Origin of the sequence: Calidifontibacillus oryziterrae, assembly GCF_000331575.1 — a bacterium.
GTDB classification, from domain to species: Bacteria; Bacillota; Bacilli; order Bacillales; family Bacillaceae_J; genus Calidifontibacillus_A; species Calidifontibacillus_A oryziterrae.
On sequence record NZ_KB223527.1, the window covers coordinates 589622 to 610302 of the forward strand.

Here is a 20681-nt window from a genome sequence, read left to right on the forward strand (position 1 = left end):
AATCAATTTCTTTTAGGGATGGAATCCCTTTTCATTATTATGACACAAAAATAAATTTTTTGTTAGGTAGTTTAAAAACACTATATTTATTTTATATAAAAATTTTATCCTGCATAGGAATGTAATCCCGAAATAACTAAATTAACAGCTACTAAATTAAACATAATAATTGCAAAACCGACTACAGCTAGCCATGCTGATTTCTCCCCGTGCCAGCCTTTTGATAGGCGTAAATGCAGAAATGCTGCATAAAACAACCATGTAATAAGAGCCCAAACTTCCTTAGGGTCCCAACCCCAAAATCTCGTCCATGCTACTTGTGCCCAAATCATAGCGAAAATAAGAGCACCTAATGTAAAAACAGGGAAACCAATGGTAACCGAGCGGTAGCTTATTTCATCAACTAAATCTGGATTAACTCCTTTTAATAGTGGTTGAATAGCGGCAGCAATTCGCTTACGCAAAATAAGCCGGACAAAACAATATAATATCAAACCGGAAGCTAACGACCAGAGAACAGTATTAAATTTTCTTGGTGCATTCTCACCATTCATCCAAGCCGGTGTTTCAAACAAAGGACCGAAGCCCTCAGTTAATTTTTCACCGTCAATTGGTCCAGCAATCGCTGGCATATTGTATACTAATTCTGACTCTTTCCCAGATTCGCTTATCCATTTAAACGTCATTTCATAATCCATTGCTTTAAATGTTGTCGTTACAATTACAAAGCCAACAACACTTACGAGCGAATATAAAATAAATTCCAACCAAAAGGTACGTTTAGTAGCCTTTGTTTGGTCTACGACAAGGATTAAATATATGAGTCCCGCACCAAAGCTGACCGCCAATATTGCTTCTCCTAATGCTGCTGTTGTTACATGAATGTAGAGCCAATGGCTTTGCAATGCAGGAATAAGTGGTGATATTTCCTTTGAAAACATACTTGCAAAACCAATTATTAACACTGCAACCGGCATAATAAAAGCGCCGACTATAGAATTTTTATAGATAAAATAAATCATAATATACGATAGAACAAGCATCATCCCAAAAAACGCAGTGTATTCAAACATATTACTAACAGGGGCATGCCCACCAATAATCCATCTTATTACAAAAAAACCAGTTTGTGCAAAAAAACCAATCACTGTCACGATGATCCCTAATTTTGCCCATCTACTAGTGTTTGCACTTGAATGTTTGTCTCTTATCGAAGCTGCAAAAAAAACGGTAGCAACTAAATATAAAATAAACGCCACGTAAAGTAAATTACCACTGAGCTCTACCAAGTTATTCAACCCCTTCCTCCTGCTTTTCCGTTTGGTCTACTGGAATTGGTAAGCTTGTCCCTGTGAAAATAGCAGCTATTTCCTTTTTCAAACCATACCAGTTTTTATTTGTATGTGCTGCTACTAAAATCCTATTCTCAGTTGTTTGAATCCAAATACGGCGATGATTCCAATAGCTGCCCTGTATTACTCCAAACATAAAAATAATCCCACCAGCAATAATTATTCCTAACGTACGATCAAGACGAACTGTTAATCCCGTCGCATTTCTCATCTTAATATCTTCAAATTCCATTTTGAAAAGATTTTCTCCTAATGGCTCGGCATTCGTCTGAATACCTACAAAGCTAACTTCCCCTTCTGGAACCTTTGGAGAATACATTTTGAAAATAAAAGCAGGATTATCTGGTAATCGGTTCCTAGTAGACGGATTTCCTTCTTCATCAAAATAAAAATTCGGAAAATATTCCATTAGTTCAATTTTATAGCCATTCCCAAGTTCGTATAACTGCTCTGGATTCTCTAAGTTAATCTCTATACTTGATACTTTCGTATCCGTTGCTTTTTCAACAAGTCTAAATGTCATTTTATATAACTCATTCAACTTATATGTTGTTTGATAAATTGCATAGCCCGCAAATTTTAATGGGTGATTGACTCGAATTTCCTGCTCTTGTATCTGTTTTAAATCAGGTTCTTTACCGGGGACAATTTTATCTGTTCTTTCATAAAGGATCGCGTTTGTTTGATAATTTTTGGCCATCCCCATACCGACATTGAAATTATCATCCTCATCATAAACTTCCATGATGAATTCCTTATTTTCTAAATAATATTTTCCTTCCGTACCTGGGATGAGCTTCGTTTCACCATCTCGCAGCCAAAGTACATCATCAATGTACATACCCGGGAAAAAGCGAAGCATACAGCCTATTAGAAAAATAATGAGACCGACGTGATTTACATATGGTCCCCAGCGAGAAAAGCGACCCTTTTCAGCTAGAATATGACCATTTTCATGGCGGACACGATAGTTTTTCTTCCTCAACGATGCAAGCCAATGCTCTTGTTCTTCCTGCGTTGCCACCTGCGCTTTCGTTTCCCCATACAACCTTTGTCTTTTTAAAAATTTCGAATCGCGTTTTACACCTTGCTTTTTCAACGCCTTATATAAAGGTACTACACGGTCTAGGGAACAAATGACGAGGGATATCGCTATTGATGCCACCATAATCATGTACCACCAGGAACTATATAAATTGTGGAAACCAAGCTGATAATAAAACATACCTAATATACCGTATTCCTGTTCGTAAAAAACTTCAGGAGGTATTGTAGGTGGTATGTACATCTCCTGAGGAAATAGGGTTCCTAAAGCTGAGGCAACTAAAGTAATGACAATCAGCCAGACCCCGACTTTCACTGAAGAGAAGAAATTCCAAATCATATCTATGATTGTTTTTTTATAAGTTTGTGATCGTCTTGCGCTACCTTCATAACGCATGTCTATTAATTTAATTTCATCCTGTAATTCAAATGGTTTTCCACACGATTCACAAAAAACTGTTCCATGTGGATTTACATGTCCACACTCACATTTAACCTTATCCATATTTACCCCCAGCTACAACCTATGGTTTAATTCTCTCCATATGACTCTGAATTATCTGATCAGACATTGACCCCTTAATGATGTCGATAATTTTCCCATCTTTATCTATTAAAAATGTCGTTGGCAAAGGATCAACCCCATATGCTTCCATTATTTCTGTTGTTTCATCAATAACAATAGGAAACGTTAAACCTTTACGTTCCACAAAGTTCTCAACAGATAGCTTTGTTTCAGCAACGTTAATAGCTAATACTTCCACACCCTGATCTTTATAAGTCTTATATTGGTTTTCCATATATGGCATTTCTTCTTCACACGGTGGACACCAAGTCGCCCAAAAATTTAAGAAAACACCTTTCCCACGGTATTGATCGAATTCTATTTCATTTCCAGCTAAATCAGTAATCACAAAATTCGGGGCCATATCCCCCTTTCCAACTAGTACTTTTTCTGTAAAGAAACTAGAATATAACGTATAGCCTAAAGCACCAACTAAAATCAATAGGATGATTGTTCGAACGATAAGCCGCTTGCTTTTCACCTATAACCTCTCCCGTATGTAGTTTTTTTAATTATAGCAATTACCATTTGAACATAGTGTTAATATTGTGAACGTTGTGTGACAGCCAAATTACGAAGCTGCTTAACCTCGTGAGGAGTAAGCTCTCGATAATCTCCCGGGCTCAACCCTTTCAAGTCTAAAAATCCATATCGTTCTCTCTTTAGTTTTTGAACCTTATAACCGATTGCTTCAAACATCCTGCGAACTTGACGATTTTTCCCTTCATGTATAATCATTTGAACGATTGAAGTACCTTTTTTTCTATCTACAGATAGGAGTTTTACTTTTGCTGGTGCAGTTTTACCATCTTCAAGGTTGACCCCTCTTTCCAATTTTGTTAACTGTTCTCTAGTAGGGATCCCATTTACTTTCGCAACATAAAGCTTCTCAATATTATATTTTGGATGCATAAGAAGATTTGCGAGCTCCCCGTCATTGGTGAGTAAAAGCAGTCCAGATGTATGGTAATCTAAACGGCCAATTGGAAATATTCTTCGCTCCTCCATTGGGAAAAGATCAGTAACAACCTTCCGCCCCTTATCATCAGAAACTGCTGATATTACTTCCCTAGGCTTATAAAGCAAATAGTAGACAGGCTCTTCTCTAGTAATTGGAATACCATCCACTTCAATTTTATCGTTTCCTGAAACTTTCGTTCCAAGCTCTTTTACAACTATGCCGTTTACTTTAATTTTGCCTTCTAAAATAAGCTGTTCTGCCTTTCTTCTTGATGTTACACCGGCATGAGCAATTACTTTTTGTAAGCGTTCCACACTATCACCTCAAAATCCATCTTACTTGTATCATTCCCAATTCACAAGCTACAACTTCTAAAATTGTTAGAAAAACTCGGTTGACGTTAGTTATAAGTCTAACAGAGCTAATAATTATGAACAAAAAAAGGATGAGTGGCCATCATCTAGGCCTACTGCATCCTAATTTCATTAAGAAAATACAATTGTAATAACAACAATTGCTGTGATTATACCAACAAGGTCTGCAAGGAGCCCAACCTTCAAAGCATCTCCCATTTTTCGGATTCCGACAGCACCAAAATAAACAGTTAATATGTATAAGGTTGTATCTGTACTCCCCTGCATCGTCGATGCTAGTCTGCCAATTAAAGAATCTGGACCGTGCGTTGCAATTAAATCAGATGTCATTCCTAATGCGGCAGTCCCAGAGATCGGCCTGATTATTGCTAAAGGAACTATATCAGCAGGGACGCCTATATATAATAATAACGGTCTAATCATATTGATAAAATATTCTAATGCACCAGATTCCCTGAAAACTGTTATTGCAACTAACATTCCAACGAGAAATGGGATAATTGAAAAGGCAATTTCTATCCCTTCTCTCCCGCCATCTACAAATGCTTCATATGTTGGTACTCTTTTGATTGTGGAATAAATTAGTATGAATCCAATCATCACCGGAATAAGCCATAACGAAATTAATGTAATAACGTTCATTATCTTTTCCCCTCTCTTCTATTACGGCGATAAAAAAAATATCGGTCTATTAAAATTGCCGCAGTAGTGGAGAAAAAAGTTGCAACTAGAGTTGGTCCGACAATATCTGTTGGACTTACTGAACCATAATTCATTCTAATCGCAATAACAGTTGTTGGAATAAGCGTTAAACTTGAAGTATTAATTGCTAAAAACGTAATCATTGAACGACTAGCATAGTCTTTATTTCCATTTAAAACCTTTAATTGCTCCATTGCTTTAATTCCCATTGGTGTTGCAGCATTACCAAGTCCAAATAAATTTGAAATCATGTTAGAGAGAATATATCCCATTGCCGGATGATCTTTCGGTACCTCCGGAAATAGCCTCGTTACAAAAGGTTGAAAAAGTCTAGAGAGCCCTCTTAATATGCCAGCCTGTTGGGCAATATTCATTAATCCCAACCAAAATACTAGAATGCTAATTAAGCCAATACAGATGGTTACTGCTTCTTTCGCACCCTTGAAAATAGCCTCATTTACGGCACCCATTGTTCCGTTTATCATCGCAAACACAATCCCAATAATAAACATGACAACCCAAATTATATTAACCATTAGATCTGACCCCTATCATAGAAAGGAAAAGATCTTTTATCGTTGAAAACCATTTTTGTTTTTCTACATTTCCTTTACTATCGTAAAATAACGGTAACTCACCAATGTTCTCTCCATTTAACATAATTATCAATTTTCCGCAAGGTGCAGGAACTTTCCCATCCTCCAGCCACGAAGAATTCGGTTTGATTAATGTAATATTTACCTCAATATCATCTTCTTCACTACTCGTTAATGGATATAAAAAATCGCGCCGTACTATAACTTTTCCTTTATAGAACTCGTCATCAATGGATTCTACAACACCTTTGTTAACAACTCGAAGAAGATCATATTGTCCAAATCCCCATTTAAACATCGCAATATGATCATTCCAATCATCAGGACCATTTAGAGTAACAGCAATCAAATGGTGATTTTCTTTTGAAGCAGTTGATACTAAGGTTCGTTTAGCCCTTTTGGTAAATCCTGTTTTCCCACCTGTTGAAAATTCATACCTCGTAAGTAGCTTGTTTTTATTTGTCCATTTACGATCCCATTTTTCATCTGGATTTGGAGCATAATGTACTTTTGTCCCAGCTATTTTACGATATGTTTCATTATTCATCGCATATTGCGTAAGTATTGCCATATCATATGCAGTTGAATAATGGTTCTCATGGTCATCTAATCCATGTGGGTTGGCAAATTGTGAATTTCTCATTCCGATTTCTTGTGCTTTTTGATTCATAAGAAAAACAAAACCTTCGACACTTCCGCCAACATGTTCAGCAATCGCAACGGCAGCATCATTACCGGATCGTAGCATTAGCCCATAAACTAAATCCTCTAATTTTATTTGCTCACCCTGTTTTAAATAAATTGAGGATCCTTCTGTGTAAACAGCACGTTTACTAACCTTAACGGACTCATTTAATTTCCCCGATTCAATGGCTATTATTGCGGTCATGATTTTAGTTATACTTGCAATTCTCATTTTCTTGTTTGCGCCCTTTTCATAAAGGACACGACCTGATTCTTGATCCATTAAAATTGCCGTATGTGCAGAGACATTTGAAAAAGCAGCTCCTTTTATTGGATTAAGAGTCAAAATTAATGCTATTCCAATATGTAGCAATAGTAATTTTTTTAACAACTTCACGGTTCTCCACGTCCTTAACATGTTGTTTGTACAAGTTTATGCAGGACATGGTCGGATATGATAAGAAGCACAATATTTACCTAAACAGGTAATACTGCGCTTCCTTCCGCTACTGATATTTAAATTTTCTTAAAATGGTTTCCATTTTATTTTCTTAGCTTCTAAAAATCGGTTGGAAACATCATTCCAGTTCACGACATTCCACCATTGATCCACATATTGTTTTTTCTCATTTAAATATTGCAAGTAATAGGCATGCTCCCACACATCGAGGACAAGCAATGGAATTGTATCCCATTGCGTATAATGTTGATGCTTTTCCGATTGTAAAATTTCTAGCCGATGTGACCGTGGAGACCAAACTAATATTGCCCAACCAACACCTTCTACTTTGTTTGCTGCTTCAGTGAAATGACTTTTGAATTGATCAAAGCCACCAAAATTTTCTTCAATTTGTTTAAGTAATTGTCCTTTAGGTCTTCCACCTCCATTGGGCTTCATATTATTCCAAAAAATGGTGTGTAAATAATGGCCAGAACCATGAAAAGCAGCTTCTCGTTCCCAATGCTTAAGCAATTCAAAATCATTATTTTCCCTTGCGGTTTCCATCATTTTTTCAGATTTATTTAACCCATCTACATAGCTTTTATGGTGTTTATCATGGTGAAGTTTCATGATTTGTTCTGAGATATAGGGTTCAAGTGCATCATAAGGATAAGGTAAAGGCGGAAGTTTATGCTCCCCAATACCAACTGCAACACTGTTTCCTCTTGTTATTTCTAACTCAACATTTTGAATTGATGTTACATCTTCATATATGTCACGAACTTGATCCTCTATTACAGAAAGTATCTCCTCTCCTGCATTTGCTTCTTTTAAGTAAGCATCAATATCCTTTAAGCATCGTTCCATGTTTGTTTTCCACTCTTCATATGTTTTCTCGTCTACATTATAATTACGTAAAACCTCGTCAACTTGTATGAACCACTTTTTTACATCTAACAAATATTGTTGATAGTCTTTGTGAACAGCCATTTGTATCTCCTTCCGCTTTTCTAATCGGTTTATTTTATGGTTTGAAGGTTCAATTTGTGATTTGTGAAAGAGAACAAAAACACGATAGCTGCTCGAAAGCTAAGGAAATATAAAACATTAGCATCTTATATTAACCGACTAAAAGAACAAAAGCTATAGGCGCCCTGATTAGCGACGTATAAACTAAGAGCGCATCGACTGAGATAAACAAAACACGTCGAGGGACTTAGTCGATGTTGACTTATCGCAAAAGAGATGAGCGAAGTTTACTAGTCGCTAGGCGCTTGCGCTGGACGACTACTCTCTGTGCTATAGTATTTATCCACAGGATCAAATTTTATAATTTCCTAAACAAAAAAAAAGCCATAGCGGGGTCATTCGCCCGTTATGCCTTTATTTCATACCCATTTTTATTTATTGCTGCTACGATATCTGGTAACTTTTCATAATCAATACTCTCACAAAGCTCCGCCAACTCTTTTTTAGAATTTATATAAACTCTCTTTTGATTTATTAATTCCGGCTTACTTAACAAGCAGATTAGTCCAATAATATCCTTAAAGAAAATCGCTTGTTCACCATTATGAAAAAGAGGTTCACTTTCGAAAGGTACAAACTCTGTAAAAATTTCATCAAAATAGCGTAAATATAAAAGATGAAAAGTCTTTTCCACTCCATTTTCAAAATATGTAACCTCGGATCGATTAAAAAAATCCTCAGACGTATTTGCTTGTGCTTTTTCTAGCTCATAGCCATGAATTTTTTTAATGTTCATACGTTTCCCCCATCCCTTTTTAACTACTATAGTAACACAGCTTAGTCATTAAATGTTTCTTGAAATTTTTCAAAAAATAAATCCGCTTCCTTCTGAACCTCTGATTCATCAATTTTTTCAGGCAAAGGCGGAAGCTCTTCAAGTGCTTTTAAACCAAAATATTCAAGAAAGTCCTTAGTTGTACCGTAAAGAAACGCTCTACCTGTTCCTTCTGCTCGTCCAACTTCTTTAATCAATGATTTTGACATCAATGTTGCGAGCGGCCTTTCAGTCTTCACTCCTCGGATTTCCTCAATTTCAGCCCTAGTAATCGGTTGTTTATATGCGATAATTGCTAATGTTTCAAGGGCAGCTTGTGATAATGTTGAAGAGGCTGGTGATTCTACGAGACGTTTAAAATAATCGGCATGTTCCCGTTTCGTTGTTAATTGATAAACTCCTGCAACCTCAACAATATCGATTCCTCTAGATTTTTGTTCATAGTCACATTTTAAGCCCTCTATTAACTCAACTGCCATGATTTCACTAATTTGAAGAACATCAGCTAATTGCTTAATATCTATTCCTTCATCACCAACTATAAATAGCAGCCCTTCTGTTACGGCCTTCATTTGCTCAAGGTCCATAAGCAACTCTTCCTTTCATGCTGTATATGTATATATCCTCAAAATTATTCTTCTGTTCACAATGTACAGCCCTATTTTTCATTAACTCTAAAATTGCTAAAAACGTTACAACTACATGCCCACGCTCATAAATGGGAAAAAGTGAATAAAAGCTTCTTTTTCCGCCATTCTTTTCGAGATCGCTTAAAATTTCTTCCATTCTTTGTTGAATTGGAATTTCCTGACGTTGCACTTTCGTAAACTTTGGCTCCCTTAGCCTTTTTCGTTTTAATAATTGCTGAAAAGCACTTAACATATCATAAATAGATACATCTAGCACTGGTTTTTCATTTCTATCATCTATAAATGCAGCTAAATTCCCAGGAGGTCTAGTATACAACTGGCTTCTATCTAGTTCATATTCCTTTAATTGTGAAGCGGCCTCCTTAAATTTTCGATATTCAAGTAAGCGCCTCATTAATTCTTCACGAGGATCTTCTATAAATTCATCCCCCTCAATTCCGAGGTCTAAATCTATGGATTCTTCGTTTTTCGGAAGAAGCATTTTACTTTTAATTGCCAAAAGTGTAGCAGCCATTACTAAATACTCACTTGCAACATCGAGCTTCAACTCTTGCATCGTATGTATATACCGTAAATATTGCTCTGTAAGCTGAGCCATCGGGATATCGTATATATCTATTTCATATCGATTTATTAAATGTAATAAAAGGTCTAACGGACCCTCAAACGCATCTAGCTTAACACTGTATTCCATTAACATCCCACCAAGAATAAATTCAACTATTTTTATAATATCAAAATTTTATTAATTTCTATAGTATGTGGATAAAATATACAGTTAACTGCCTAATTTAATAATTTTTCATAAATACTGATAAAAGCCCATACAGATTTTTAACAATATCATATGTTAATACCGTAAGCTAACAAAAAAATAAAGGAGGATGTTATTTATGGGTGGAGCAGCAGGAGTCGGATATGGTTCAGGATTTGCATTAATCGTTGTATTATTTATACTGTTAATCATCGTAGGGGCAGCTTGGTATTAAAAAATACATTAGGAAGTGCCAAAATTGGGCACTTCTTTTTAATTTGTGGTATATAAGTAAGTAGTATTTACAAATAGTTTAAGGAGCTGATTTTTTATTGTTTCCTAATGCATATATAAATTACCTTGTTTTTTTTCATGGGCCAAGGGATTATTTTGAATGTCATGAAGTATTAGAAGAGTATTGGAAACAAAACAAGGATGAAGGACGAGACTCTATCTGGGTGGGGCTTATTCAAGTAGCCGTAGCCTTCTATCACCACAGAAATAATAACTTTAATGGTTCAGCTCGATTATTAAAAAAGGCACTCTCAAATCTTAAAAACAAGAAAGAAGCACTATCCCATCTAGGCATAGAATATGAAAATTTAATTATGATTCTTAATAGAAGATTGTGTGAAATAGAAAAAAAGCAGACTTACTATAGTTTAAATATACCTATTGCAGACAAAAATCTACTGCAAACCTGCATGAAATGCTGTGAACAAATGGGGTTTAAATGGGATGAACCTAGTGATATATTAAACCTCAATCTTATTCAAAAGCATAAACTACGAGATCGCACAATGATTATTGAAGAAAGGAAAAAGCAAATTCAAAAGAAACAAAATGAGAAAATAAATAGACCCCATTCCTAGTCTGAAATAGGGTCTATATGGTCTTCACATAACTCCTTGGACTGATCGCACTTCTCGAAGAATTCAATTGTATACTCATTGGGTTTTATTTCCTTAATACTACCTAATTGACGACTTAATTCATTAAGCATTTTTTTCCCTTTGCCTTGTCCTCTAAAGGATGGGTTAATACTTAAATGATGAAGCTCAGCTACATTTCCATCAATTTTAATTCCTATTGCCCCGATAATGTCTTCATCCTCTTTGTACAAAAATAACTGCCAGCTTCCATCTGCCTCATAAAGCTTAATTGTATTTTGTAGTTTTTTTAGATCCTTTTCTGATGGCATGAAGGAGAGAAGACCCATAGCCAGCTTCTCATAGTTTTTTTTATAACGAATTAACATGTTAATCCCTCTTTTAATACATAGCATATTTTGCCTGTTTCAAGATATTTTAACCGATTCATTGTATGTAATCAATGCTAAATTAGAAAAAAGGGCTACTGCCATAATATTGACGTAATTAAAATTCAAGAAGGAGGTTGAGTAAAATAACCTCCTTCTCGTTTATATTATGATGCTGGAGTTCCAGTTGTTCCTGTAGTATCATTCACTCCGTTTGTACCATTTGTACCATTTGTGCCATTTGTGCCATTTGTGCCATTTGCACCAGTTTCTTCTGTACCATCAATAGTGATATAACCGTTTCTCACTATTTTCATTAAAATCGAAGCCATTTGTTCCCTTGTTAATGTTTGGCCAAAACCAAATTTATTATCCCCAACACCATTCATTAAGCCAAGTTCTCTCGCTGAATTAATATCATTTACATAAGGATTATCTTTACCAACATCCGTGAAATTAGCAACATTACCGCCTAATCCAGGTGTTTGATTTTCAGTACGAGATCCAGTCTCAGGATCCTCCCCATCAGTAGTACCTGGGGATGTATCATCCGTTTCTGGAGTCTCATTTCCATCGGTTACTGGCGATTCGTTCCCATCGGTTACTGGCGTTTCATTCCCGTCAGTTCCTGGCGTTTCATTCCCGTCAGTTCCTGGTGCTTCATTCCCGTCAGTCCCTGGTGCTTCATTTCCATCAGTTCCTGGCGTTTCATTCCCGTCAGTCCCTGGTGCTTCATTTCCATCAGTTCCTGGTGCTTCATTTCCATCAGTTCCTGGTGCTTCATTTCCATCAGTTCCTGGTGCTTCATTTCCATCAGTTCCTGGCGTTTCTATAATAGGTGCATTAGGATTTTCATCATTTACATTTAATATCCCCATATCTGTTCTATTATCATACCCAACCGGAGTTAAATTCTCATTTCTGTCATTTCTTGCTTCATCAGTTGCAACCCCACAACCTGTAAGAGCTGCAACAATTGCTGCAGTTGACAATACATTGACCAATTTTTTGTTCAATGTTAATTCCCCCTTTCAATTATTATCATCTCAATTATGGGGGTTTTTATATCTGTAATTTGTATGGTAAAAAAGAAAATAACCCCTGTCATAATGACAAGAGTTACCATGTATAATTAGTCTTCATCCCATACTTTTACTTCTTTCATTATATCACCTTGACGGATTCTTAACACAGTATCCATACCATCGATAACTTGACCAAAAACTGTATGTACGCCATCTAAATGTGGTTGTGCTTCATGAACAAGAAAGAATTGGCTTCCGCCAGTATCTTTCCCTGCATGAGCCATTGATAAAGCTCCAGGCTTGTGCTTATGAGGATTGCCTTCTGTTTCACATTTTATCGTATAACCTGGTCCACCCATCCCATTCCCGTATGGACAGCCACCTTGTGCCACAAATCCTTGAATAACTCTGTGAAATGTTAGACCATTATAAAACCCTTCATTTGCTAATTTTTCAAAATTTGCTACCGTACCTGGAGCCTCATTTGGGAATAATTCTATTACTATCTTTTCTCCATTTTCAAACTCGATCGATGCTTTTTTCATTAGTCAGCCACCTCCTATTTTATTCTTTTTTATTCTACACTATTAAATCGTAAAAAGACAAAAAACAACTCCAATGGACCTAAAACAAAAAAAGAAAAAGCAGAACCTACGGCTCTACTTGGCTACTATGTATTTTTAGTTATTAATTATTCGCTTTGCTCCAACATAGCGTGAACCCCAATAATAAGGATCATTAATACTAGAGGTCATAACGCCTTTGTTTGATGCAGAGTGAATAAACTCATTGTTTCCTTTATAAATTCCAACATGAGATATTCCTGAACCCGACGTATTAAAAAAAACTAAATCGCCTGCTTTTAAGTCCGCCTTTTTAACACTTTCACCAAGCGTGTATTGCCCTCTGGAAGTCCGTTGGTCATTTAACGAAACGCCAACTTCGTCAAAAACATATTTTACAAATCCAGAGCAATCAAAACCTTTTGGAGATGAACCAGCATCTTTATATGGAACACCTATGTATTGTGTTGCACTTTCAATAATGCTTCCAGCCATATCTTCACTTTCTTCACTGGATGCCATTGTATTTGTGCTAAACACTGTTAGTAGTAAAAAGGTGGCAAAGAATAAAGTAAATACTTTTTTCACACTTTCACCTCCTGATGATAGATGATGTTTTCTTTACCATTCTTCTTATTTCTACATTAAGGCGAAAAATCCTGTCGTTTCATAATAAAAAAATTATAGAATTTTAATTTTTCATAAATTGTCCACATTTTTGGTATGAAATGGATAGAACAAAAGCGCAAAATTATATGCTTTCTTATCTTTTTAAAAAAACTGCCCCCGAAGAGACAGTTTTTTGTTAAAGTTTAAATGAACTTTTTAAAGATACGATACGATTAAAAACAAGCTTATCCGGTGTAGAAACTTTCGGATCTACATTAAAATATCCATGTCTAAAAAATTGAAATTTATCATTTGCACGAGCATTTTTCATATTTGGTTCAACATATCCATTTATAAGCTCGAGAGAATCAGGATTTACATAATCGAGAAATGTTTTTCCTTCCATTTCCTCTTTTTCTTGTTCATCTAATATCAGCGGCTCATACAATCTAAACTCTGCAGGTTGAGCATGAGTTGCTTCAACCCAATGTATTGTCCCCTTTACTTTACGCCCTGTAAATCCAGTTCCACTTTTTGTCTCAGGATCATATGTGCAATGGAGCTCGACAACTCTACCAGATTCATCTTTAATATAATCGTGACATTTAATGAAATAAGCATGTTTTAGACGGACTTCGTTTCCAGGAAATAATCTGAAATACTTTTTTGGTGGTTCTTCCATAAAATCATCCTGCTCAATGTAAATCTCTCGAGAAAACGGAATTTTCCGGTTACCCATATCTGGATTTTCAGGATTGTTTTCTGCATCAAGCCACTCGACCTGACCTTCAGGATAATTCGTAATTACAACTTTTAACGGCCTAATTACCCCCATTGTTCGTGGAGCTTTGAGCTTTAAATCTTCACGTACAAAATGCTCGAGCATTTGAACATCTACTGTGCTGAAGCTCTTCGCAACACCAATCTCGCGACAAAAAGCAACGATAGCCTCTGGAGTATAACCTTTTCGTCTAAATCCAGAAATAGTTGGCATTCTTGGATCATCCCAGCCATCCACATATTTTTCATCAACAAGCTGCTTTAGCTTGCGCTTACTCATTACTGTGTTTGTTAAATTTAGACGTGCAAATTCAATTTGCTTTGGCTGTGACTGCATTTCACATTCTTGAACAATCCAATCATAAAGCGGTCTATGATCCTCAAATTCTAATGTACAAATCGAATGGGTCACGCCCTCAATCGCATCCTCTAGCGGATGGGCAAAATCATACATTGGGTAAATGCACCAATTATCCCCAGTATTATGATGTGGAGCATGAAAAATTCTATAGAGAACAGGGTCTCTCATATTAATATTGGGTGATGTCATATCAATTTTGGCTCGAAGTACCTTCGCACCATTTTCAAATTCTCCAGCTCTCATCCTCTTAAATAAATCGAGATTTTCTTCAATGGAACGATTTCGGAAGGGACTTTCTTTCCCTGGAGCCTTTAATGTTCCTCTCATTTCCCGTATTTCTTCAGGAGTTGAATCATCTACATATGCTTTTCCTTTTTCAATCAATTTTATTGCTCTTTCATACATCTCTTCGAAATAATCTGAAGCAAAAAACAGGTTGTCCCAATCATAACCAAGCCACTTTACATCTTCTTTAATAGATTCTACATATTCTGTATCTTCCTTTAATGGATTCGTATCATCAAAACGCAAATTTGTCTTTCCGTTAAACTCTTTAGCTAGCTCAAAATTTAATACAATTGATTTCGCATGACCAATATGTAAATATCCATTAGGTTCAGGTGGAAATCTCGTTACGATTTCGTCATATTTCCCTTTTTCTAAATCCTCAATCACGATATTTTTTATAAAATTAGATGAGGTATGTAAATTTTCTTCCATTACACTCAACCTTTCATGTTTAATCCAAATAATACTGTTTTTATTTATATCATAAAATTTCTTGCATTACCATGTTTATACGATTGAATGTAAATAATTTAAAACTGACTGTCTTTTTATAAGTCAACGGACATGAGGTTCGTTATTTAGTGAAAAAAGTCTTGTTTGTGAATTTAATGGACATACGTTCCGCTATTCGATATAAAGACAGGCATTTTTTTATTATTTTAAGCGAATAAAGGATCTGGTGTCCGCTAAAATTTGTATTGTGCATATTTTACACAAATAGAGGATCTGAAGTCCGGATAGTATTTTTATTTAATCAATATGGAAATATTACCACCAACGTAAATAAAATGCATTAATACATCAGAACTTCAACAACGAAAAAAAACAATAAAAAAAGAGGCTCTAATAATAAACTGCACCTACTATTGCAAGTTTATTTAGCAACCTCATTTTGACTTAACTCATTTTGACTTAACTCATTTTGACTTAACTCATTTTTAACTTCGTTTTATATGGTAAATCTAATCGAATTAAATCATCTAAACTTTCACGCTTAACGACTAATTGTGCTTCACCATTTTCAACAAAAACAACAGCTGGCCTGGAAATACGATTATAGTTGTTTGCCATAGAGTACCCATATGCTCCTGTACAAAATACCGCTAATATGTCACCTGCATTTGCTTTTGGTATTGGCAAGTCCCAAATTAACATATCACCAGATTCACAACACTTACCGGCAATCGATACTGTCTCTTCAACTTCATCATTGACCCGATTAGCGAGAACTGCTTCATATTTTGCCTGATATAAAGCGGGACGTAAGTTATCGGCCATACCACCATCAACAGATAAATACTTCCTAACATTCGGAATCTCTTTGGTTGAACCAACCGAATATAGTGTTGTGCCTGCATCAGCAACTATTGAGCGACCGGGTTCAATCCAAATTTCAGGCATGTCTATTTTTAAAATATCAACATGTGACTTTACTTTATCGATAATTTCAGCAACATACTTTTCTGGTGGAATTGGATCGTCCTCTTCAGTATAGCGAATTCCGAAACCACCACCTAAATTTAAAACCTTTGGAGCAAAATTTAGTTCGTTTGTCCATTTTTCAATGGCATTAAATATTTTATCAACAGTCATTAAAAAACCGGTTGTTTCAAATATTTGCGAGCCAATATGACTATGAATTCCTATAAGATCCAGATGCGCAGAATTTCTTGTAATCTCAATTGCTTTTTCTACTTGGCCTGTTGAAAGATCAAATCCAAATTTAGAATCAACTTGGCCGGTCATAATATAATCATGTGTATGTGCTTCTATCCCTGGGGATATACGTAGTAAAACGGATACTCTTTTATTTGCCTCTGCTGCAAGCTGCTCTAATAGACTAAGCTCGTAAAAATTATCTGCAACAAAACAGCCTATCCCAGCATCAATGCCCATTTTAATTTCATCAACGCTTTTATTGTTTCCATGGAAATGAATGCGGTCTACTGGAAAGTTCGCAGCTAATGCAGTATATAACTCACCTGCAGAAACAACGTCTAAACTTAATCGCTCTTCCGCAACTAAATTAATCATTGCAATCGTTGAAAATGCTTTACTAGCATAGGCTACTTGTGCTTTTACCCCATTTTTTTCAAACGTTTGTTTAAAAGCTCGTGCTCGATTTCTTATTAGTGCTACATCATAGACAAACAATGGTGTTCCATATTGCTTCGCTAATTGGGTAGTATCAACACCACCAATTTCTAAGTGCCCTACTTCATTTATAGTGCTTGTTCCATGCAAAAACATACACTTCCCCCTTGCTTTATACCTAATCATATAGATAAGGAAAGACAGCTTGGGCGCTGTCTCTCCTGCGATTTCTTAATTATAATAAATCTAATTTAACATAGAACTCACTATGATGCAATAGATGGTTTCATTACATTTCCCAATGAAAATTTAAATTTGATTAACTTAAAACGGGCTTTCTAGTTGGTTGTTTTCTTTCATTTTTGGGCTTTGTAATTTTAGGTCTAGTTTTATTAACAGGAACTGATACTCGGAGTAAGATCTGTATTAATGCTTTAGGATCAAAAGGAATAAACGGCCATAGGTAAGGTGTTTCAAGTGATTTGACTGAAACCAAAAACAACAAATACAAGGTTGTGCCAATTACGAATCCAGGGACATCAAAGAAGAAAACAGCTAGTAGAAGAAATATCTTTACAATTTTATTCGCAACACCTAACTCATAGCTTGGAGTTGCAAACGAACCAATCGCACCTACAGCTATATACAAAATGACCTCCGCAGAAAAAAGTCCGACATCAATGGCAATTTGTCCAATTAACACAGCTGCTATTAAGCCCATTGCAGTTGAAAGTGGTGTCGGTGTATGAATCGCAGCCATCCTTAATAGATCAATGCCAAAATCAGCTATTAATAATTGAATAATAATTGGAACTGTTGCCTCTTCATTTGGACCTATAAATTTCAATGCAGCAGGGAGTAAATCTGGATTTTTGACATATAGGTACCAAAGTGGAATTAAAAAAACAGAAGCAATCATACCTATAAAGCGAACCCACCTTAAGAATGCACCAATTGCGGGGGTTTGACGATATTCCTCTGCATGTTGTACATGATGAAAAAAAGTTGTAGGGGTTATAATCACACTTGGAGATGTGTCAACCATAATGATGACATGTCCTTCGAAAAGATGAGTAGCCGCTACGTCGGGCCGTTCCGTATAACGTACAAGTGGATATGGATTCCAGCCTTGTTTAACAAGAAATTCTTCGATAGTCTTATCTGCCATTGGAATACCATCTATTTCAATTTGCATTAATTCTTTTTTTATGATTTCAACTAGGTTCGGATCAGCAACGTCCTGCAAATATGCAATGCATATATCAGTTTTAGAACGCTCACCAACTTGGACAATTTCGTGCCTTAACCGCTCATCACGTATACGTCTTCTAGTTAGAGCAGTATTAACGATAATATTCTCTGTATAACCATCTCTTGCTCCCCTTACTACTTTTTCCGTATCCGGTTCTTGAGGGTCTCGTCCAGGATAGCTTCTAACATCAACAATAAACCCACAATTTTCACCTTCAACTAGAATAATAATGAGCCCGGAAAGTAATTGATCGACAACTTTATCCATATCTCTAGCAGTTTCAACCTGCTGATGTGTAAGGCGATTATCAATTACATCTTTCACATTGACTCTAATACTTCTTTCATTATCATTTATTTCTACGAGTTCTCTTAATAGTTCGAGAATAAGAGCTGAATCACATAAACCATTTAAAAAGTATAAATGTATTTCTTTTTTTAATACTTTAATTTTTCGAACCCCTAAATCAAAGCTTGTTCCAACACCAATTCGTTCTTTTAAGTAACGCTCATTTTCTGTTATTGTTGTAGAAATCAACTGCTTATTCGTATCCAGATTGGCCACGGGTGTCATAAAAGCCACTCCTTTCCAAAATAAGTTCAACCGCTCTTGTTGTGATTGGGCAACCATTTTTTACGGAATCATATCTAGCCATTTTCCCAATATCACCTATGCCGACTATAATTGGAACATCAATTTGATCAAGTATATACACAGTATCACCGTTTATTCGTCCACGTTCGATATCGGGAACCCCACTTTTATCTACACCATATTCAGTCAAATTACCATCACGATCAATTGATACATCTACACGACTCCATTCAGTATGTCTTGTTCTAGAAGCAACGGCGATCACACCTAACACGTTAATATCCGGATGATTCGCGACATAATTTAACGCTCTTTCTCCACTTCCTTCACCTAGTAATCCACTATCATCAAACATTAAAAACACCGGATCACTCAAGGCTTTTTTCACTAGACGTACCATTTCTTCCCCAGTTATTGTTGTAGGATTACCTGCTGATTGTGAAATACAACGTCCGCCAATTTTTTTTGCTATTAACTGGATTGCATGATGAGCGTAATCATCACCATCAGTTACTAATATTACCTTTCGTTTCATAATCGGATCACCCTACCCTTTAGGTTGAAAGATAAGTGCTACTAGAAATGAAAACAAAATAACTGAAGAAATAACTGACGAAGTAAGCTGAAAAATGCCCATCCCTATGCCAATAAACCCGTGCTCACCAGCTTCAACCATCGCACCATGTAATAATGAATGACCAAAACTTGTTAGCGGAATTGTTGCCCCTGCACCAGCAAATTCAATTAATTTATCGTACAAACCAAATCCATCAAGAATGACACCAATTACTACAAAGGAGCTCATCACATGTGCAGGTGTTAACTTAAATTGATCAAGTAATATTTGACCAACGAAGCATAATAAACCACCTACTATAAATGCTGTCACATAATCCGCCACTAGCTTTCAACCCTTTCAAAAACAACACCATGAGCAATTGTTGGAATCGTCTCGTTCTGCTGAACCATTATTGGATTTAATAATGCCCCTGTTGCAATTACTAATACTCGTTTAAGATTGCCAGCGATCAGTTCCTTCATTAAGTATCCGTAAGTTACAACGGCAGAGCATGCACAACCACTTCCACCAGCAAACACACCTTGATCCTTTCTATATACCATCAAGCCACAGTCATTGTAGTTAGTTTGAATGTTAAACCCTTCTCCTAGTAACATTTGTCTTAAAATGGGTGCCCCCACACTAGATAAATCCCCTGTAACAATTAGATCATAATCTCTGGGAGTCCTGTTCAAATCATGAAAATGCGCTACTATCGTATCAGCAGCTGCAGGAGCCATTGCAGAACCCATATCAAGGGGATTTTTAATACCATAATCAACTACCTTTCCTATTGTTGCTGCCGTAATTTTCACAGCTCCCTTTTCTTTACTTAGAATGATTGCGCCTGACCCTGTTACGGTACAATTGGCTGTATCAGGCTTTTGCCCAGCAAATTCTGTTGGGTAGCGAAATTGGCGTTCCGCTGTTGCCTTATGGCTACTTACTGCAGTCAATATTTTATTAGCAAAGCCCCCATCAATTAATGATGAAGCAACCGCTAGTGTTTCCATTGAAGTTGAACAAGCTGCAAACATACATAAAAAAGGAATTTGATTTTCTCTTGCTACATAATTTGCGGTAACGTTTTGGTTTAATAAGTCACCTGCTAAAAATAAATCAATATCCTCTGATTTTAGATTTACTTTTCCTAAGCAACATTCAATTGCGGAATTCATTAATTTTCTCTCTGCCATCTCCCAATTTTTTTCACCACAATGTAAATCATCATATTTTATATCGAATGTATGTCCAAGCGGACCTGCCGCTTCTTTAGGTCCTACTGCAGTTCCTGTTGAATAAATAAAAACATCATTTTGAAACAGCCAAGATTGCTTCCCTACAAATCTCATCTTGACCACCCTTTTTAT

The 20681-nt window shown here is 36.1% G+C and carries 23 protein-coding genes; 2 read left to right on the plus strand and 21 right to left on the minus strand.

The features are described 5' to 3' along the window. Positions 1-104: 104 nt before the first annotated feature. The 11 genes from ccsA to D612_RS0111555 all read right to left on the minus strand — a co-directional run bounded on the left by ccsA (position 105) and on the right by D612_RS0111555 (position 9868). Positions 105-1289, minus strand: a complete 1185-nt coding sequence (gene ccsA, locus D612_RS0111505) for a cytochrome c biogenesis protein CcsA (RefSeq protein WP_026092473.1) — start codon at positions 1287-1289, stop codon at positions 105-107. A gap of 1 nt (position 1290) precedes the next feature. Next, positions 1291-2901: a cytochrome c biogenesis protein ResB gene (resB, locus tag D612_RS0111510; protein WP_017755628.1), complete on the minus strand. Its 1611-nt coding sequence runs from the start codon at positions 2899-2901 to the stop codon at positions 1291-1293. 19 nt (positions 2902-2920) lie between these two features. Beyond that, on the minus strand, positions 2921-3442 hold the full coding sequence (gene resA / locus D612_RS0111515; RefSeq protein ID WP_017755629.1) for a thiol-disulfide oxidoreductase ResA: 522 nt from the start codon (positions 3440-3442) through the stop codon (positions 2921-2923). Positions 3443-3501: 59 nt separating this feature from the next. Beyond that, positions 3502-4236, minus strand: coding sequence for a pseudouridine synthase (locus D612_RS0111520; protein WP_017755630.1), 735 nt, complete (start codon positions 4234-4236; stop codon positions 3502-3504). 171 nt (positions 4237-4407) lie between these two features. Then, positions 4408-4938 (minus strand): spore maturation protein, encoded by a 531-nt coding sequence (locus tag D612_RS0111525; RefSeq protein ID WP_017755631.1) that lies wholly within the window; start codon positions 4936-4938, stop codon positions 4408-4410. Further along, a complete protein-coding gene (locus D612_RS0111530; protein ID WP_017755632.1) occupies positions 4938-5534 on the minus strand; it encodes a nucleoside recognition domain-containing protein in 597 nt (198 codons plus the stop codon). Before D612_RS0111530 ends, D612_RS0111525 begins: the two co-directional genes overlap by 1 nt. Then, a complete protein-coding gene (locus D612_RS0111535; protein ID WP_017755633.1) occupies positions 5527-6669 on the minus strand; it encodes a D-alanyl-D-alanine carboxypeptidase family protein in 1143 nt (380 codons plus the stop codon). Before D612_RS0111535 ends, D612_RS0111530 begins: the two co-directional genes overlap by 8 nt. Positions 6670-6804: 135 nt before the next feature. Then, positions 6805-7710, minus strand: coding sequence for a superoxide dismutase (locus D612_RS0111540; protein ID WP_017755634.1), 906 nt, complete (start codon positions 7708-7710; stop codon positions 6805-6807). Between the two features lie 385 nt (positions 7711-8095). Beyond that, positions 8096-8485 (minus strand): hypothetical protein, encoded by a 390-nt coding sequence (locus D612_RS0111545; RefSeq protein ID WP_017755635.1) that lies wholly within the window; start codon positions 8483-8485, stop codon positions 8096-8098. A gap of 41 nt (positions 8486-8526) precedes the next feature. Next, positions 8527-9111, minus strand: a complete 585-nt coding sequence (scpB, locus tag D612_RS0111550; protein ID WP_017755636.1) for an SMC-Scp complex subunit ScpB — start codon at positions 9109-9111, stop codon at positions 8527-8529. Continuing rightward, positions 9101-9868: a segregation/condensation protein A gene (locus D612_RS0111555; protein ID WP_017755637.1), complete on the minus strand. Its 768-nt coding sequence runs from the start codon at positions 9866-9868 to the stop codon at positions 9101-9103. Before D612_RS0111555 ends, scpB begins: the two co-directional genes overlap by 11 nt. A gap of 199 nt (positions 9869-10067) precedes the next feature. Here D612_RS0111555 and D612_RS18325 point away from each other — a divergent pair, with 199 nt between their 5' ends. Continuing rightward, on the plus strand, positions 10068-10163 hold the full coding sequence (locus tag D612_RS18325) for a YjcZ family sporulation protein (RefSeq protein ID WP_017755638.1): 96 nt from the start codon (positions 10068-10070) through the stop codon (positions 10161-10163). A 97-nt stretch (positions 10164-10260) separates the two neighbouring features. After that, positions 10261-10800, plus strand: a complete 540-nt coding sequence (locus D612_RS0111565) for a DUF309 domain-containing protein (RefSeq protein ID WP_017755639.1) — start codon at positions 10261-10263, stop codon at positions 10798-10800. Here the strand turns inward: D612_RS0111565 and D612_RS0111570 are convergent. The 10 genes from D612_RS0111570 to spoVAD all read right to left on the minus strand — a co-directional run bounded on the left by D612_RS0111570 (position 10797) and on the right by spoVAD (position 20663). Beyond that, a complete protein-coding gene (locus tag D612_RS0111570) occupies positions 10797-11186 on the minus strand; it encodes a GNAT family N-acetyltransferase (RefSeq protein WP_017755640.1) in 390 nt (129 codons plus the stop codon). The genes D612_RS0111565 and D612_RS0111570 overlap by 4 nt on opposite strands. Positions 11187-11353: 167 nt before the next feature. Then, positions 11354-12202, minus strand: a complete 849-nt coding sequence (locus D612_RS18770) for an S-layer homology domain-containing protein (protein ID WP_017755641.1) — start codon at positions 12200-12202, stop codon at positions 11354-11356. 116 nt (positions 12203-12318) lie between these two features. Further along, the gene (locus tag D612_RS0111580; RefSeq protein WP_017755642.1) at positions 12319-12756 is read right to left on the minus strand and encodes a peptidylprolyl isomerase; all 438 of its coding nucleotides are present in this window, start codon (positions 12754-12756) and stop codon (positions 12319-12321) included. Between the two features lie 135 nt (positions 12757-12891). After that, complete coding sequence (locus tag D612_RS0111585) at positions 12892-13362, minus strand: C40 family peptidase (protein ID WP_017755643.1); 471 nt, start codon at positions 13360-13362, stop codon at positions 12892-12894. 217 nt (positions 13363-13579) lie between these two features. Then, entirely contained in the window at positions 13580-15244 is a 1665-nt protein-coding gene (locus D612_RS0111590; protein ID WP_017755644.1) for a glutamine--tRNA ligase/YqeY domain fusion protein, read from the minus strand. A gap of 495 nt (positions 15245-15739) precedes the next feature. Next, positions 15740-17062 carry a diaminopimelate decarboxylase gene (gene lysA / locus D612_RS0111595; protein WP_017755645.1) on the minus strand — a complete coding sequence of 441 codons (1323 nt, stop codon included), beginning with the start codon at positions 17060-17062 and terminating at the stop codon, positions 15740-15742. A gap of 163 nt (positions 17063-17225) precedes the next feature. Continuing rightward, a complete protein-coding gene (locus D612_RS0111600) occupies positions 17226-18731 on the minus strand; it encodes a spore germination protein (RefSeq protein ID WP_017755646.1) in 1506 nt (501 codons plus the stop codon). Beyond that, entirely contained in the window at positions 18700-19287 is a 588-nt protein-coding gene (locus D612_RS0111605) for a stage V sporulation protein AE (RefSeq protein WP_017755647.1), read from the minus strand. Before D612_RS0111605 ends, D612_RS0111600 begins: the two co-directional genes overlap by 32 nt. Before the next feature lie 12 nt (positions 19288-19299). Next, complete coding sequence (gene spoVAE, locus D612_RS0111610) at positions 19300-19653, minus strand: stage V sporulation protein AE (protein ID WP_017755648.1); 354 nt, start codon at positions 19651-19653, stop codon at positions 19300-19302. Next, a complete protein-coding gene (gene spoVAD / locus D612_RS0111615) occupies positions 19653-20663 on the minus strand; it encodes a stage V sporulation protein AD (protein ID WP_017755649.1) in 1011 nt (336 codons plus the stop codon). The genes spoVAE and spoVAD overlap by 1 nt, the downstream gene beginning before the upstream one ends. Positions 20664-20681 lie beyond the last annotated feature (18 nt).

Coding starts and splice junctions, on each gene's coding strand:
- D612_RS0111530 (WP_017755632.1), bottom strand. CDS start 5,534: ATGGTTAATATAATTTGGGTTGTCATGTTTATTATTGGGATTGTGTTT.
- D612_RS0111570 (WP_017755640.1), bottom strand. CDS start 11,186: ATGTTAATTCGTTATAAAAAAAACTATGAGAAGCTGGCTATGGGTCTT.
- D612_RS0111555 (WP_017755637.1), bottom strand. CDS start 9,868: ATGGAATACAGTGTTAAGCTAGATGCGTTTGAGGGTCCGTTAGACCTT.
- scpB (WP_017755636.1), bottom strand. CDS start 9,111: ATGGACCTTGAGCAAATGAAGGCCGTAACAGAAGGGCTGCTATTTATA.
- resB (WP_017755628.1), bottom strand. CDS start 2,901: ATGGATAAGGTTAAATGTGAGTGTGGACATGTAAATCCACATGGAACA.
- D612_RS0111605 (WP_017755647.1), bottom strand. CDS start 19,287: ATGAAACGAAAGGTAATATTAGTAACTGATGGTGATGATTACGCTCAT.
- D612_RS18325 (WP_017755638.1), top strand. CDS start 10,068: ATGGGTGGAGCAGCAGGAGTCGGATATGGTTCAGGATTTGCATTAATC.
- D612_RS0111525 (WP_017755631.1), bottom strand. CDS start 4,938: ATGAACGTTATTACATTAATTTCGTTATGGCTTATTCCGGTGATGATT.
- D612_RS0111545 (WP_017755635.1), bottom strand. CDS start 8,485: ATGAACATTAAAAAAATTCATGGCTATGAGCTAGAAAAAGCACAAGCA.
- D612_RS0111590 (WP_017755644.1), bottom strand. CDS start 15,244: ATGGAAGAAAATTTACATACCTCATCTAATTTTATAAAAAATATCGTG.
- D612_RS0111600 (WP_017755646.1), bottom strand. CDS start 18,731: ATGACACCCGTGGCCAATCTGGATACGAATAAGCAGTTGATTTCTACA.
- D612_RS0111540 (WP_017755634.1), bottom strand. CDS start 7,710: ATGGCTGTTCACAAAGACTATCAACAATATTTGTTAGATGTAAAAAAG.
- spoVAD (WP_017755649.1), bottom strand. CDS start 20,663: ATGAGATTTGTAGGGAAGCAATCTTGGCTGTTTCAAAATGATGTTTTT.
- D612_RS0111580 (WP_017755642.1), bottom strand. CDS start 12,756: ATGAAAAAAGCATCGATCGAGTTTGAAAATGGAGAAAAGATAGTAATA.
- lysA (WP_017755645.1), bottom strand. CDS start 17,062: ATGTTTTTGCATGGAACAAGCACTATAAATGAAGTAGGGCACTTAGAA.